Raw genomic sequence first — 14,240 nt, 5'->3', positions numbered from 1 at the left:
CAGACCACGATGCAATAGCCACTGCGGCGTAACACTCGGCGAACGATCGCTGATTATCCATGTATGTGTGTGTTCGAACACACAGCCATTTGTGTCCTGCGAAGAGTTGCACTGATCGAAGAGTGACACTGACCGAGGAGTTGCGTTGAGCAAGTTCACCGAAGAGATGTATGCGACCGCCGCAGTCACCGACCGCGGCCTGGTGACGGGAGAGCCGGACAACGCTTTCCGTCAGACCTGGGGCGACATCCACCAGGAGGCTCGGCGCATGGCCGGCGGCCTGGCCGAGGTCGGTATCGATCGCGGCGTCGCGATCGGCATTCTCGCCGGACAGCCCGTCGACATCGCACCTGCCTGCCAGGCGACGTGGATGCGCGGTGCGTCGGTGACGATGCTGCATCAGCCGACCCCCCGAACGGATCTGGGCGTCTGGGCTCAGGACACCGAGACTGTGATCGACATGATCTCCGCGAAAGCCGTCATTCTGGGTGCGCCCTTCGACGCGGCCAAGCCGCTCCTCGAAGAGCGTGGCATCACCGTCGTGACGGTGGACGAGCTTCGCAGCGGAACGTCGATCGATCCCGTGGAGACGGCCGAATCGGATATCGCACTCCAGCAGTTGACGTCCGGTTCCACCGGTTCGCCCAAGGCCGTGCAGATCACGCACGAGAACTTCTACACAAATGCCTACGCCATGATCAACCGCATCAAGTTCTCCATCGAGGACGACGTGATGGTGAGCTGGCTTCCGCTCTTCCACGACATGGGCATGGTCGGCTTCCTCACGGTTCCGATGCAGGTGGGCGCAGAGGTCATCAGCATCACGCCGATGGATTTCCTGCGCACCCCGGTGCTGTGGGCCGAGCTGATGGGCAAGTACGGCGGAACTGTCACCGCCGCACCGAACTTCGCGTACTCGCTCTTGGCTCGTCGACTCGCACAGGCGGAAGACGGGGCAGTCGACCTGTCCAGCGTCCGATACATGTGGAACGGCGCCGAGCCGGTGGATCCCGACACGATGGATGCACTCGCCGAGGCCGGTGCGCGTTTCGGTTTGAACCCGACTGCGCTGGCGCCCGTGTACGGAATGGCGGAAACCACGCTCGCCGTGTCGATTCCGGATCCCGATCAAGGTCAGGTCCTCGACTACGTCGATCCAGACTTTCTCGAATCGATGTCTCGAGCGGTGCCGTCCAATCGCCCCAACGCTCGTGCCCTCGCCACACTCGGCAAGATGGTGCCTGACCTCGAGGGACGCATCGTCGACCGTGACGGTCAGGTGCTTCCGGCCCGCGGTGTCGGAATCATCGAGGTTCGCGGCAAGGCAGTCACTCCCGGGTACGTCACGGTCGACGGACACAAGCCGGCCCAGGACGCCGACGGTTGGCTCGACACCGGTGACGTCGGGTACTTCACCGAGGAAGGACTGGTCGTGGTGTGCGGGCGAGTCAAGGACGTCATCATCATGGGCGGCCGGAACGTGTACCCCACAGACATCGAACGGGCGGCCGGAACCGTTGCCGGTGTGCGTCCCGGAAATGCCGTCGCGATTCGTCTCGACGCCGGCCAGAAGCGTGAGAGCTTTGCAGTCGCCGTCGAGACCAACGCTTTCGAAGATCCGGAAGAGGTCAAGCGTATCGAACGCGAAGTGGTCCACGCCGTGGTTGCCGACGTCGGTGTCCGACCTCGCGCCGTTGCGGTCCTGGGTCCCGGCAGTATCCCGAAGACGTCGTCGGGGAAGCTCCGCCGCGCGAATTCGGCTGCACTGCTGGGTAACTGACCGTCAGTGCAGGCGGTTCTGTGCGGCTTCCAACCCGAGTTCAAGCAGTAGCTCCACTGCATCCGCAGCCTCTTCGCATACGAGATCGAGTTCTTTTCGCTCCGTGGACGAGAACGGCTTGAGAACGTAGTCCGCCGGGTCCATGCGGCCCGGCGGACGACCGATCCCGACGCGCGTGCGCAGGTAGTCCTTGGTGGTCAACGAACTCGAAATGGACCGCAGGCCGTTGTGGCCGCCTTCGCCGCCGCCGAGTTTGAGTCTGATCGTCCCGAAATCGAGATCCAGTTCGTCGTGGACGACGATGATGTTCGCGGCGTCGACCGAGAAGAACCGTGCGAGACCGGCGACAGCGCCACCCGAGAGATTCATGTACGAGCGTGGTTTTCCGAGAATCACGCGCCGGCCGGCGAGGCGACCTTCGACGATTTCGGCACCACTCTTCTTGTGTACGTTGAACTTTCCGCCCATGCGCCCGGCAAGGGTGCCGGCGACCATGAAGCCGACGTTGTGCCGGGTCTTCTCGTACTGGGGGCCGGGATTACCCAGGCCGATGACGAGGGCGGTATCTGTGCTCAACGGACGCTACTTTCTGGCTTGATTTTTCCTGCTACGCACGAACGGCGCGTCACTCCGAATCGGAATGACGCGCCGCGCGCAGTGAGTTCTGTTGGAACCGAGAGGATCAGGCCTCTTCTGCAGCCTCGTCGGCGGCGGGAGCTTCTGCGCCCTCTTCGAGGTCTGCCTCGGTGGGTGCAGCAACGACGTTGACGATCAGGGTGTCGGCGTCAGCCTGCAGGGTCGAGCCCTTGGGCAGTTCGAGCTGGCTGGCCAGGATCTGGGTGCCGATCTCGAGACCCTCGACCGAAACCTCGATCTGCTCGGGGATGTGAAGCGCGTCGGCCTCGATGGAGATCGTGGATGCGTCCTGCGCGACCATCGTGCCTGCAGCAGCATCGCCGACGACGATGACGTTCACGTCGATCGTGACCTTCTCGCCCTTCTTGATGACGAGGAGGTCGGCGTGCTCGATGTAGTTGCGGATGGGGTGCACGACGACCGACTTGGTCAGTGCAACCTGCTCCGTGCCCTCGATGTCGAGGGTGAGGATGGCGTTGGTGCCGTGTGCACGGAGGATGGCGGCGAAGTCGCGAGCCGGCACATTGAGGTGGCGGGGATCTTCACCGTGGCCGTACAGAACCGTGGGGACCTGGCCGTCACGACGTGCGCGGCGAGCTGCGCCCTTGCCGAATTCGGTGCGGACGACGGCGACGAGGTTGTTTTCTTCAGACATGATGAAACGGCTCCTACAACTCACGGGGTTCGTGCTCGGTTTACTGACGTGTGGTTTTGCCTGCGGCAAGGCGGACAGGCGCGCACACGGCCAGGAGCGAAACGCTCGAGCTGAGCCGTAGCCGCGTCGATCACGGTAAACCTGCAACGTGTGGAACTGCTGCGATTCACCCTCGCCGAGACAACTTTGGATACGCTACCGGAGTTTGCTCCCGGCCGCTAATCGCAGGTGGTGGGGACCTGGCCGTGTGGACGTGGTTCGCGTCACATCGAAAGCGGTAGCCTGACGGAGTGACCATCGTGGGGAACGCTCCCGAAGGCAGTCGGCTCGGTGCCGTCGTGCCGGGTACCGACCTGTCGCAGCATGCTCGCCTACTCAGTCGGGTGCACGACGCAGTTCTCTCCGGCCAGGAACCACCGGCGCAGCCGCGGACCGTCGTGGCGCGGTCGTGGTCGAGGGTGGCCGCCGGCGGGCTCACGCCGGATCACTGCGGTGCGTCTACTGTCGCCGATTTCTCCGAGTTGGAGGCGAGGCGTTCGCGTACCGCGCTGCGAAGCGTTCTGCCCGAACTGCGAACCACGCTCACCGAGGTCGCCGAGGACGCGGGCTTCATCGTGGTCGTTGCCGACGCCGACGGTGTCCTGCTCTGGCGCGAAGGGGCGAAGACCGTCAAACGTGCGGCGGACGCTCTCGGGTTCGCGGAAGGCGCACGCTGGTCGGAGCAGTCGGTGGGGACCAACGCGATAGGTACCGCGCTGATCGAAGACTCTGCGGTGCAACTCTTCTCGGCCGAGCACTATGCGCCCACGCATCACAATTGGTCGTGTACCGGCTCGCCTGTGCACGACCCACGGACGGGCGAGATACTGGGCGTGGTGGACATCAGTGGATCCGCAGCTTCGGTGCATCCCACCACCGTCGCGCTGGTGCGCACCGCGGTTCGCCTCGCGGAGGCGACGCTGTGGCGCGAGCACGCGGCTTCGCTCGAGCGCCTGCGCTCGCGGGCGGCACCGCTGTTCGCGGCAGGAACAGGTCCGGCGCTGGTGGTCGACGAGTACGGCTGGGTGGCCGGCGCCAGCGGGATTGCCGCGCCTGACCGCGTGGCAGCACCCAGTGCGGGAAAGCCCGTCATCGTGCCAGGTCTGGGGATGTGTCTGCCTGAGCCGCTCGGAGACGGCTGGCTGTTGCGCACCGGCGTCGGCGGGCCGTTGATCGAGCTGGAGCTGGCCCTCGGCGCATCGCCGCAGGTGACGGTGCGTGGTGACGCCAACTGGACGCGCGCGCTTTCGCCGCGTCACGCTCAGATCTTGCGGGCACTGGCAGCCGTCGGTTCGGCAGGTGTGGATGCCGCAGGCCTGAGCGAAGTGCTCTTCGGTGATCGCGAGCATGTCGTGGCAGTGCGCGCCGAGGTGTCCAGACTGAGGAAACACCTCGGCGCGGTCCTGCAGACTCAGCCGTACCGCTTTGCCGAGGGCGTGCGAGTTGTGGTGATCTAGCGCGCCGCGCTGATTCCGGCACGACGTCCGAAGAAGCTGCCGTCGCCGAGACTTGTCCCGCTGGCGTAACCGCCCGCACAGACACCGGACGTGCAGCGACCCGCTGCGAAGAGTCCGGGGATCGGCGCACCCGAGACGTGCAGAACCTCGGAATCGACGGTGGTCTTCAATCCTCCCAGCGTGAATCCGCCTGTGCGGCCACGGAGATCGATTGCCGCGAACGGGCCGACGATCGGCTTCACCCACTCGGACTTCTTGCCGAGCACCGGATCCGAACCTTCAGCCGCGTGCCGGTTGTAGAGGTCGACGGTGGATTGCAGCGATCCGGCGGGCAATCCCATCTCGCCTTCGAGTTCCTCGACGGTCTCCGCCACCCAGCTCGGCTGCGCCCGCAACTGTGCACTGGACGATTCGGCATTCATGCCTTCCTCGTACGCAGCTTCGTCGATCACGAGGAATGCCTGGTTGTCCTGCTGGAACAGCGTTGCCTGGCCGACGCGGCCGGGGTAGGTGTCCTCGGGGATGTATCGCTGACCGCGGCCGTTGACAAGAATGCCGCGCACCATCAACTGCGGGTCGCAGAAGAACGCGACCTCGGTGGCGTCCATGTGTGCGGTGTCGGCGCCGAGTGCCTGACCGATCTGGATTGCGCGGCCGTCGTGCGCCTCGATGGAGGCCGCCGGGTGGCCGAAGATACGCGGTGCGTTCGAGCGCACCATCTCGTTGTTGTACGCGAAGCTGCCCATCGCCAGCACGACGCCCTTGCGTGCGCGAATCGCGACGTCTTTGCCGTAACGCTTGGCGACGACGCCGACAACCCGATCGCCGTCTACCACCAGAGTTTGGACGCGCAGATCGTATTCTGCTCGGACACCGAGCTTTTCGGCCGTCTCGACGAGTGGCTTCATCAGCATGTAGCCGCCGCCCTTCTCGCCGGTGTTCTTCTCGGACATCTGCGGAACGTGTCCGCGGGGCGCGGGATCGACGAGGGTGTTGAACGGCGCGGCGTTCTCGCCTCCCGAGTACATCAGGCCGTCGTCGTACGGCGGTTCCCAGCCGGGCTGACCCCAGAACGATTCCTTGAACGGGACCCCGGCGTCGACGAGCCAGTTGTAGTGATCGACGCTGCCCTCGCAGTACGCGTCGATCTTCGTATCGTCGGTTCCGGGGCCGAGCGCTGCCTTCATGAACGTCTTCATGTTCTCGACCGAGTCCTCGAACCCGCACGCCTTCTGCAACGGCGTTCCACCGCCCAGGTAGATGAATCCACCAGCCAGTGACGCGGCTCCGCCCCAACCGCCCGTCCGCTCCAGGACGAGCACCTCGGCGCCGGCACGCGCTGCTTCGATCGCAGCGGTGACGCCGGCGATGCCGTATCCCGCGACGACGACGTCGGCCTCGTAGTCCCAGGTGGTGATGTCGGCAGCGGAGATCGGTCTGACGGTGGGGTCGGCCATGCGAATAGTCCTCTCGGAAGGCGAAACTGCTGATCACCCCACAGTTGCAGTTTCGACTTCCACAGATCAGGCATGGTCCCGGTCAACGGGAGGTTTGTAATCCCCTGACCGCGCACAGAAATGTGTCCAGGTCGGCTTCGTCGACGAAGTAGTGCGGCGATGCGCGAACCACGGCATCGAGCCCGCGGGCATCCATGTCGAGGAGGGTGGACCCGCGACCACTGACGGTGACGGTGATGTTCTGTGCTGCAAGCTGATCCCGAACCAGGTGCTCGGAAATACCGTCGACGGTGAAGGAAACGATGCCGCTCAGATCGGTTCCTCGATCGCGGACTTCGACTCCGGAAATCGCTGCCAGACCTTCCCTCAGCGTGACTGCTCGGGATTCGATCTGCTCCCACGCCGTGTCGGTGCCGATCGTGAGCAGATAGTCGGCGGCGACGCCGAGACCCAGGCGCGCAGCGACACTCGTTTCCCAGAGCTCGAATCGTGTTGCGTCCGGTGCGGGTACGAAGCTGTTCTCGCCGGTCCATTCCGCTCCGTGCAGGTCCATCGCAGCGGGTTCGAGTGCGTCGACGAGTCCGGGGCGGACGTACAGGAATCCGGTTCCGCGTGGCCCGCGGAGCCACTTGCGGCCGGTTGCGCTGAGGGCGTCGACGCCGAGTTCGGTGACGTCGATGGGCAATTGGCCGAAGGACTGGCATGCGTCGAGCAGAACGAGCGAGCCGTGGGCCCTCGCGAGTTCGACGACCTCGCGGACGGGGTTGATCAGGCCGCCGTTGGTGGGGACGTGGACGACGGAGACGACGCGAACCCGATCGTCGAGCATGTTCTCGAGTGCGTCGAGGTCGATGCGTCCGTACTGATCGCTCGGGATGATCTCGACGTGGGCACCGGTCGAACGCGCCCGCCCCAGTGCAGCGATGGCGTTGCTCGCGTATTCGACTCCGCTGATGAGAATTCGATCACCGGGTCCGAGCGGAACGGCAGCGAGGAAGTCGTTCCACGCGCGGGTCGCGCTGTCCGTCAAAGCGATATCGGTTGCCTGAGCACCGATGACCCGGGCCAGCGAATGGGGAACAGCAGCGAGGGCGCCGCTCTGACGAGCAGCTGCGACGTATCCGCCGACGTCGGCTTCACGTCGCAGGTGCTCGATCATCGTGGTCAGCACCGGCTCGGGCGGGAGCGAGGATCCCGCGCTGTCGAGGAACACCTTGTCGAGGCATCCGGGAGTGTCGCGGCGGATCGTGTCGAGATCGAACATGGCACCTTCCGTTCATGTCGGTGTGGTTCAAACTACCTGTGAACGAAGCTGTCCCGATGGAGCGAAGGCTGGGCACGGTCGATGCCGTGGTGATCGGCCTCGGCGCGATGATCGGCGCCGGAGTCTTCGTGGTGTTCGCGCCTGCTGCCGCAGTAGCCGGTACCGGGTTGCTTGTGGGCCTGGTGATTGCAGCGTTCATCGCCTACTGCAACGCGACGTCGTCGGCGCAACTTGCGGCCCGATACCCCACTTCAGGTGGGACCTACGTCTACGGACGTAAGCAGCTCGGACCCTGGTGGGGGTTTGCCGCCGGCTGGTCGTTCGTGATCGGGAAGACCGCGAGCTGCGCGGCAATGGCTCTGACTTTCGCGACGTATGTTGCGCCTACGGCCTGGCGTGTCCCCGTCGCGGTATTGGTGGTGGCAGCGCTGGTTGCAGTCAGCTACCGCGGAGTCACGCGGACGGCGCACATGGCCAGGGTGATCGTCGCCGTGTCGACGACGGCGCTGTGTGTAGCGCTGGTGGTTGCCGTCGTCGGTCCTGGTGCGGTGCGCGAGTTCCCGGATCTCGCATTCGGGTCGTGGTACGGCATTCTGCAATCGGCGGGACTGCTGTTCTTTGCCTTCGCCGGGTACGCCAGGATCGCGACGCTGGGGGAGGAAGTGCGTGATCCGCGTCGAACGATTCCGCGGGCGATCCTGATCGCACTCACCGTCGCCGTCATCCTCTATGCGCTGGTAGCGGTGGTGCTGTTGGTGACGCTGGGACCTGATCGGCTGGCGAATTCGGCGCGACCACTGGCAGATGCGGTGGGCGCAGTCGGGTGGAGTTGGGCCGTTCCCGTAGTGGTGATCGGTGCCGCGGCGGCGTCGGCGGGGGCGCTGCTGGCTCTGATCGCCGGCGTGAGTCGTACGGCGATGGCGATGGCCCGCGAGCGCGATCTGCCAGTGGCCCTCGCTGCAGTCCATCCACGGTTCGGGGTCCCTCACCATGCGGAACTTGTGGTCGGTGCCGTTGTGATCGCCTTGGTCGCGACAACCGATCTTCGTGGGGTGATCGGCTTTTCGTCGTTCGGAGTGCTGCTCTACTACTTCGTCGCGAACGTGAGTGCGTACAGCCAACGGGGTGTGGACCGGTTGTATCCGAAGTGGCTGCAAGCGGTCGGCGCGGCTGGTTGTGTCGTTCTGGTCGTCACACTTCCGTGGATCGCGGTTGTTTCCGGGGCAGGTGTGGTTCTGGCCGGTTGTGGGTACCGGTGGATACGACTGAAGAAATTCAACGACACGTAACACCACAAAGGGTGCATCTCGGACGTTGGCGTTCTATCGTCGGTAGCGACCGCGAAGACCGCCCGAAGGGGAAGTCGAATGGTGACAGCAGCGTTGACAGCAGCACAGACCACGCAGGTGGATTCACGTCCTGCGGCCGAGGCCTACGTCGGTGGTGTGTGCTTCAAACAGGGGCCACCCCGTTTGGTCGGAGCTGAGCTCGAATGGCTGACCAGCCAGGTTCCCGGTGGGGAGCGGCCGTCAGCAGCGACTCTGGCAAAGGCACTCGGGCGACACGCACCCACCAGTATCGACCCGGATTCACCAGCGGTTCCGCTTCCTCGTGGCAGCCTCGTCACCGTAGAACCTGGCGGACAGATCGAACTCTCGTCAGCGCCGCGGACGTCCGCCCGAGAACTGTGTGACTGTCTCGACGAAGACCGTCGTACTCTCGAAACACTCCTCGCGTCGTACTCCATCGAAATCAGTTCTGCCGCGGCCGACGTCGCCCGCCCACCTTCCCGGATTCTCCGGTTGCCACGTTATTGCGCAATGGAATCCCGCTTCGCCGGGATAGGACCGTACGGCACCTTGATGATGTGCAATACAGCAGCAGTGCAGGTCAGTGTCGATGCCGGCGGCAGCCCGGAGTCCATTGCCCAGCGTTGGCGGCTCCTCGGGGACATGGGGCCGGCGCTCATCGCTGCGTTTGCGTGTTCTCCACGCTTGCAAGGGGTTCCGAGAGGGGATTGGGCGTCCCAACGCATGCGGACGTGGCTCGAACTCGATTCCTGGCGAACGGTCGCAGTCCCGGAAGTGCAGGACTACGCCGGCTGGGCGCTCGATGTTCCGCTGATGTGTGTGCGAAACGAGGGCGACGATTGGACGGCTCCGCGGGGTGCCACTTTCGGGGACTGGATAGACGGCGCTTTGGATGCCGAGATCGGACGCCGACCCGTCTGGGCGGACTTGGACTATCACCTGTCCACGCTGTTCCCGCCGGTTCGCGCTGTCGGCCATCTGGAGGTTCGCTACATCGATGCGCAGCCGGGAGATCTGTGGCGAGTACCGGTAGCAGCGATCGACGCGTTGCTGTCCGGGCCTGCCGTGATGCGTGAGGCGAGTGATGCCGCAGCGTCGACGGCCGGGAGATGGCGGGATGCGGCAGAGTACGGTTTGGACGACGTCGAACTGCGTTCGGCGGCAACCTCTCTGATGTCGCTTGCCGCGTCGTACGCGCCGGAGCCGCAGTTTGTCCGTCTTCTCGATGCCGCAGCCGAACGGTGTTGTCGCGCAATTGTGCCCGGTGAGAGCGACACATGACGGGGGAGATCACCAAGGAAGCGGTCGAGGCCGTACTTCTGCGAGCGCGTGAGCGGTCGACGCTGCTCACCGACTGCGTCGACGATACCGAATTGGTCGCTCAGCATTCCCCGTTGATGAGTCCACTCGTGTGGGACCTGGCGCATATCGGCAATCAAGAGGAACTCTGGCTGGTGCGAGATGTCGGTGGCCGCGATCCGGTGCGTAGCGACATAGACGAGCTGTACGACGCGTTCAAGCATTCGAGATCGTCGAGACCCACACTTCCCCTGCTCAACCCGGCCGAGGCGCGCGAATACGTACGTACGGTTCGCGGGAAGGTCTGGGATGTGCTCGAAGCCAGCACCTTCGGACGCACAGAACTCGACATGGACGGTTTTGCCTTCGGGATGATCGCGCAGCACGAGCAGCAACACGCCGAAACCATGCTCGCAACACACCAATTGCGTTCGGGACCCACGGCACTCGTTGCGACACCCGCTCCGCAAGCGGCCCGCATGCCGGAACTCGACGAGGTCACGATTCCCGCCGGCCCCTTCGTCATGGGGACCGACGACGAACCGTGGGCACTCGACAACGAGCGCACTGCGCATCAGGTCTATCTCACCGACTTCGCGATCGACAGATTCCCGGTCACCAATGGGCAGTTCGTCGAATTCATCGAGGACGGCGGCTATTCCCGACCGGAACTGTGGTCCCGTGACGGTTGGCGGCATCGCGTCGACGCGAAGCTCCGTGCACCACTGTTCTGGGAACGCGACAGTTCGGGTTGGTGGCACGAGACTTTCGGCGTCGAGGCTCCGGTCCCACCGGACAAGCCCGTCGTGCATGTGAGCTTCTACGAAGCCGAGGCCTACGCGTGCTGGGCAGGCAAACGGCTTCCCACCGAGGCGGAATGGGAAAAGGCCGCGCGGTGGGATCCGGAATCCGGAAGATCGCGACGATTCCCGTGGGGGGACGTGTCCGCAGACGAGAAACTTGCCAATCTCGGTCAGCGCCATCTCGGTCCCGCCGGCGTCGGCTCGTACCCGGTGGGTGCATCGGCAGCGGGTGTCGAGCAATTGATCGGTGACGTGTGGGAGTGGACGTCTTCGGGTTTCCATCCGTATCCGGGTTTCCGGGCCTTCCCCTACCGGGAGTACTCGGAGGTGTTCTTCGGCGGCGACTACAAAGTGTTGCGAGGGGGATCGTTCGGGACCGACAGCGTTGCCTGCCGGGGGACGTTCCGCAACTGGGACCACCCGATCAGGCGCCAGATCTTCTCGGGTTTTCGCTGCGCCAGAACGATTTCGGGTAGATCCTGACATGTGTCGGCACCTCGGGTATCTCGGGCCGCCGCGTTCGGTTCGTGAACTCCTCCACGACGGCGAGAACTCACTGATGCGACAGTCGTGGGCACCTCGCGAGATGCGTGGCGGCGGGACCATCAATGCCGACGGATTCGGCGCGGTGTGGTGGAACGGTGGAAGGCAGGGACGGTACCGCAGTATCTCGCCGATCTGGTCGGACCCGACAGTCGACGAGACGTTGTCCCACATCGTTTCCGGATCCGTTCTCGCCGCCGTACGTTCCGCGACGGAGGGGATGGCCGTCGAGATCGGTGCCTGCGCACCGTTCGTCGACGGAACCTACGCTTTCAGCCACAACGGAGCGGTATCCGGTTGGCCTGGCTCACTCGCCGACTTGGCAGCAGAAGTTCCGGCCGTCGAATTGCTGAAGATGCCCGCGCCGACGGATGCTGCCTTGTTGTGGACAGTGCTTCGGCATCGGTTGAAGTCGAAGCCCGCGGAAGCCGCCGTGACGAGCCTCGTTCACGATGTGGCTGCGGCGGCACCGGATTCACGATTGAACCTCCTGTTCGGCGACGGGCAGGAACTGTGGGCCACGGCGTGGGGCCACACGTTGTACACGCGGGTCGACGAGTCGCGGGCACTGATCGTTTCCGAACCGTCCGATCGTTCACCGGACTGGGAGCAGGTGCCGGACCGGCACATCGTCTGCGCGCGTCCCGGCCATTTGATCATCACCCCGATACCGATGGGAGAACAATGAAAACCCCTACGCTCGAGGTTTATCTGACACCGGCCGAATCGGTCGACGCATTGCGAGCCGAGGCCAGGGAGGGCTTGACCGCTACGCCGAAGTGGCTCTCGCCCAAATGGTTCTACGACGCGCGTGGAAGTGAACTGTTCGAGGAGATCACGGCCTTACCCGAGTATTACCCCACCCGTACCGAACGCGGCCTGCTCGCTCGGTACGCCGACGAGATCGCGGCGTTGACCGAACCCGAGATCCTGATCGAACTGGGTTCAGGTTCCTCTGAGAAGACGCGGTTACTCCTCGACGCGATGACGGCTCGCGGAACTCTGCGAACGTATGTACCACAGGATGTTTCGGTGACGGCCCTCGAAGGTGCGGCGCAGCAAGTCGGTGCCGAGTTTCCCGGAATCGACGTGCTCGGAGTGGTCAGCGACTTCACCGGTTCGCTGCATCATCTGCCAGGTGGTGGACGGCGGGCGGTCGCGTTTCTCGGTGGAACTCTCGGCAATCTCGTTCCGGCAGAACGAGCCGAGTTCCTCTCGGGGATCGCAGCGGTGCTCGCTCCGGGGGAGAACCTGATCCTGGGTGTGGGATTGGTGATCGATCCCGCAGTTCTCGTGCCCGCCTACGACGACGCTGCCGGTGTGACTGCGCAGTTCAATCTCAATGTTCTCTCGGTCCTGAACAAGCAACTGGGAGCGAACTTTCCCTTGGAGGACTTCCGTCACGTCGCGCTCTGGGATGCCGAGAACGAGTGGATCGAGATGCGCCTGGAAGCACTTCGTGAAGTCTCGGTGCATATCGACGACCTGGATCTGGAGATCACCTTCGCAGCGGGCGAGCAGTTGCGCACCGAGATCTCGGCGAAGTTCACCGAGGAGGGGATTGCCGCGGAACTCGCGTCCGCGGGCTTCGGGGTACGGAAGGTGTGGACGGATCAGGATCAGCGCTTTGCGCTGTTGTGCGCGCAGCGGGCGTGAGCGTTCTCTAATCGACTCGAAACGCGGGTTTCCGCGTCTGGGAACGACTTCTGTGCGCTCGGTTCCGGCAGCGCAGACCGATTTGTCTGTTTATAGTGAGGCGCAGAACGGTTTCCGACCCGAGGAGAACGCGTGCGTCATCCGAAGCTCGCCGCATTGACCGTGGCCCTGACTGCAGTACTGGTGATGCCGGTAACGCAGAGCGTGGCTCAACCATTCCCCTTCGACCCCGGCAGTTTCGGCAACGGAAGCACCGGATCGTTGGGGAGCGACGACCCGGACATACCCATCGAGGACACCCTCCCGCAGTTGTCGGTCACCACACTGGTCGACGGACTCGACCACCCCTGGGACGTGGTGGCGGCCCCGGACGGTGCAATCCTGACCGGACAACGATCCGGCGGATTCTTCGTTCGCCGAGGCGACAACACGACAGGTCCAGTCGCTGCTGACCTTTCGGATCTCTACGCGCAGTCCGAAACCGGGCTCATGGGCATCGCGCTTGCTCGCGACTTCGCTCAGTCGCGCACCTTGTACACCTGCCAAGGATTCAGCGCTGGGGGAGTCACGGACGTTCGAGTGATCGCGTGGACCGTCGACGCCGGATGGACCGCACTCACGCGAACCGGAACTGTATTGCCAGGAATCCCGGTCTCGTCCGGGCGTCACGGGGGTTGCCGAATTCTTGCGGCGCAGGACGGAACGCTGTTCGTCGGGACGGGTGACACCGCGACGCCGAGCGTCCCCCAGGATCCGAATTCGCTGGGCGGCAAGGTCTTGCACATCAACGCCGACGGAACTCCGGCGGCGGGGAATCCGAATGCTTCCAGCCCGGTCTACACGCTCGGGCACCGCAACGTCCAAGGCTTGGCCGTGCAACCCGGAACCGGCCGGGTGTACTCGGTTGAACAGGGCACAAGTGTCGACGACGAAGTCAACCTGCTTACCCCCGGCGGAAATTACGGCTACCGCCCGGATCGGCTTCCCGGAACGTACGACGAATCCGTGCCGATGACCGACCCGGTGCGAGTGCCGGGAGCAATTGCGGCGGTGTGGCGTTCGGGTAGCTCGACGTTGGCTACCGCCAGCGCTGCCTTCACCGGTGGAGCTGCATGGGGTGCCTGGGACGGTGCGCTCGTAATGGGTGGCCTCAAGAGCAAGGAACTGATCTTCCTCCGCCTGAATGCCGACGGACGCTCGGTCGACGCGCAGACCTTCGGGTTGGAGAACCAGTTCGGTCGCTTGCGGTCGGTGACCCCGACGCCCGACGGCTCGCTCCTGGTGACCACCGACAACGGCGCCGGCGACAAGGTGCTGCGGGTGACGCCCACGCCCTGATCT

General features: G+C 64.3%; 12 protein-coding genes. 8 read left to right on the top strand and 4 right to left on the bottom strand.

Annotated features, from left to right (window positions below; genetic code table 11):
- Positions 1–145 precede the first annotated feature (145 nt).
- Positions 146–1,780: a fatty acyl-AMP ligase gene (locus P0M12_RS03705; RefSeq protein WP_007728923.1), complete on the top strand. Its 1,635-nt coding sequence runs from the start codon at positions 146–148 to the stop codon at positions 1,778–1,780.
- Between the two features lie 3 nt (positions 1,781–1,783).
- On the opposite strand, the gene pth is transcribed toward P0M12_RS03705, so the two are convergent.
- Together pth and P0M12_RS03695 are read right to left on the bottom strand one after the other, a co-directional pair.
- Positions 1,784–2,356 (bottom strand): aminoacyl-tRNA hydrolase, encoded by a 573-nt coding sequence (pth, locus tag P0M12_RS03700; protein ID WP_003946229.1) that lies wholly within the window; start codon positions 2,354–2,356, stop codon positions 1,784–1,786.
- Between the two features lie 106 nt (positions 2,357–2,462).
- Complete coding sequence (locus tag P0M12_RS03695) at positions 2,463–3,071, bottom strand: 50S ribosomal protein L25/general stress protein Ctc (RefSeq protein ID WP_003946242.1); 609 nt, start codon at positions 3,069–3,071, stop codon at positions 2,463–2,465.
- A 290-nt stretch (positions 3,072–3,361) separates the two neighbouring features.
- Here P0M12_RS03695 and P0M12_RS03690 point away from each other — a divergent pair, with 290 nt between their 5' ends.
- Positions 3,362–4,567, top strand: a complete 1,206-nt coding sequence (locus P0M12_RS03690) for a GAF domain-containing protein (RefSeq protein ID WP_191908640.1) — start codon at positions 3,362–3,364, stop codon at positions 4,565–4,567.
- Here the strand turns inward: P0M12_RS03690 and P0M12_RS03685 are convergent.
- Positions 4,564–6,024, bottom strand: a complete 1,461-nt coding sequence (locus tag P0M12_RS03685) for an FAD-dependent oxidoreductase (protein WP_277377453.1) — start codon at positions 6,022–6,024, stop codon at positions 4,564–4,566. The genes P0M12_RS03690 and P0M12_RS03685 overlap by 4 nt on opposite strands.
- An 82-nt stretch (positions 6,025–6,106) precedes the next feature.
- On the bottom strand, positions 6,107–7,288 hold the full coding sequence (locus P0M12_RS03680; protein ID WP_277377452.1) for an aminotransferase class V-fold PLP-dependent enzyme: 1,182 nt from the start codon (positions 7,286–7,288) through the stop codon (positions 6,107–6,109).
- A 14-nt stretch (positions 7,289–7,302) separates the two neighbouring features.
- Here P0M12_RS03680 and P0M12_RS03675 point away from each other — a divergent pair, with 14 nt between their 5' ends.
- The 6 genes from P0M12_RS03675 (at position 7,303) to P0M12_RS03650 (ending at position 14,237) form a co-directional block, all read left to right on the top strand.
- Positions 7,303–8,577, top strand: a complete 1,275-nt coding sequence (locus P0M12_RS03675; protein WP_277377451.1) for an APC family permease — start codon at positions 7,303–7,305, stop codon at positions 8,575–8,577.
- A 78-nt stretch (positions 8,578–8,655) separates the two neighbouring features.
- The gene (gene egtA / locus P0M12_RS03670) at positions 8,656–9,879 is read left to right on the top strand and encodes an ergothioneine biosynthesis glutamate--cysteine ligase EgtA (protein WP_003946302.1); all 1,224 of its coding nucleotides are present in this window, start codon (positions 8,656–8,658) and stop codon (positions 9,877–9,879) included.
- A complete protein-coding gene (egtB, locus tag P0M12_RS03665; protein ID WP_277377450.1) occupies positions 9,876–11,183 on the top strand; it encodes an ergothioneine biosynthesis protein EgtB in 1,308 nt (435 codons plus the stop codon). The genes egtA and egtB overlap by 4 nt, the downstream gene beginning before the upstream one ends.
- 1 nt (position 11,184) lies before the next feature.
- Positions 11,185–11,931, top strand: coding sequence for an ergothioneine biosynthesis protein EgtC (gene egtC, locus P0M12_RS03660; protein WP_007728904.1), 747 nt, complete (start codon positions 11,185–11,187; stop codon positions 11,929–11,931).
- Entirely contained in the window at positions 11,928–12,899 is a 972-nt protein-coding gene (gene egtD / locus P0M12_RS03655) for an L-histidine N(alpha)-methyltransferase (RefSeq protein ID WP_261254798.1), read from the top strand. Before egtC ends, egtD begins: the two co-directional genes overlap by 4 nt.
- A gap of 132 nt (positions 12,900–13,031) precedes the next feature.
- Complete coding sequence (locus P0M12_RS03650; RefSeq protein ID WP_054188780.1) at positions 13,032–14,237, top strand: PQQ-dependent sugar dehydrogenase; 1,206 nt, start codon at positions 13,032–13,034, stop codon at positions 14,235–14,237.
- Positions 14,238–14,240 lie beyond the last annotated feature (3 nt).

This window comes from Rhodococcus sp. RCBS9, from assembly GCF_029457415.1.
GTDB lineage: Bacteria > Actinomycetota > Actinomycetes > Mycobacteriales > Mycobacteriaceae > Rhodococcus_F > Rhodococcus_F qingshengii.
Note: the sequence above shows the minus strand (reverse complement) of the source record. Positions and strands in the feature narration are given on the sequence as shown.

Coding starts and splice junctions, on each gene's coding strand:
- P0M12_RS03695 (WP_003946242.1), bottom strand. CDS start 3,071: ATGTCTGAAGAAAACAACCTCGTCGCCGTCGTCCGCACCGAATTCGGC.
- P0M12_RS03685 (WP_277377453.1), bottom strand. CDS start 6,024: ATGGCCGACCCCACCGTCAGACCGATCTCCGCTGCCGACATCACCACC.
- P0M12_RS03680 (WP_277377452.1), bottom strand. CDS start 7,288: ATGTTCGATCTCGACACGATCCGCCGCGACACTCCCGGATGCCTCGAC.
- P0M12_RS03675 (WP_277377451.1), top strand. CDS start 7,303: ATGTCGGTGTGGTTCAAACTACCTGTGAACGAAGCTGTCCCGATGGAG.
- egtA (WP_003946302.1), top strand. CDS start 8,656: ATGGTGACAGCAGCGTTGACAGCAGCACAGACCACGCAGGTGGATTCA.
- egtB (WP_277377450.1), top strand. CDS start 9,876: ATGACGGGGGAGATCACCAAGGAAGCGGTCGAGGCCGTACTTCTGCGA.
- egtC (WP_007728904.1), top strand. CDS start 11,185: ATGTGTCGGCACCTCGGGTATCTCGGGCCGCCGCGTTCGGTTCGTGAA.
- egtD (WP_261254798.1), top strand. CDS start 11,928: ATGAAAACCCCTACGCTCGAGGTTTATCTGACACCGGCCGAATCGGTC.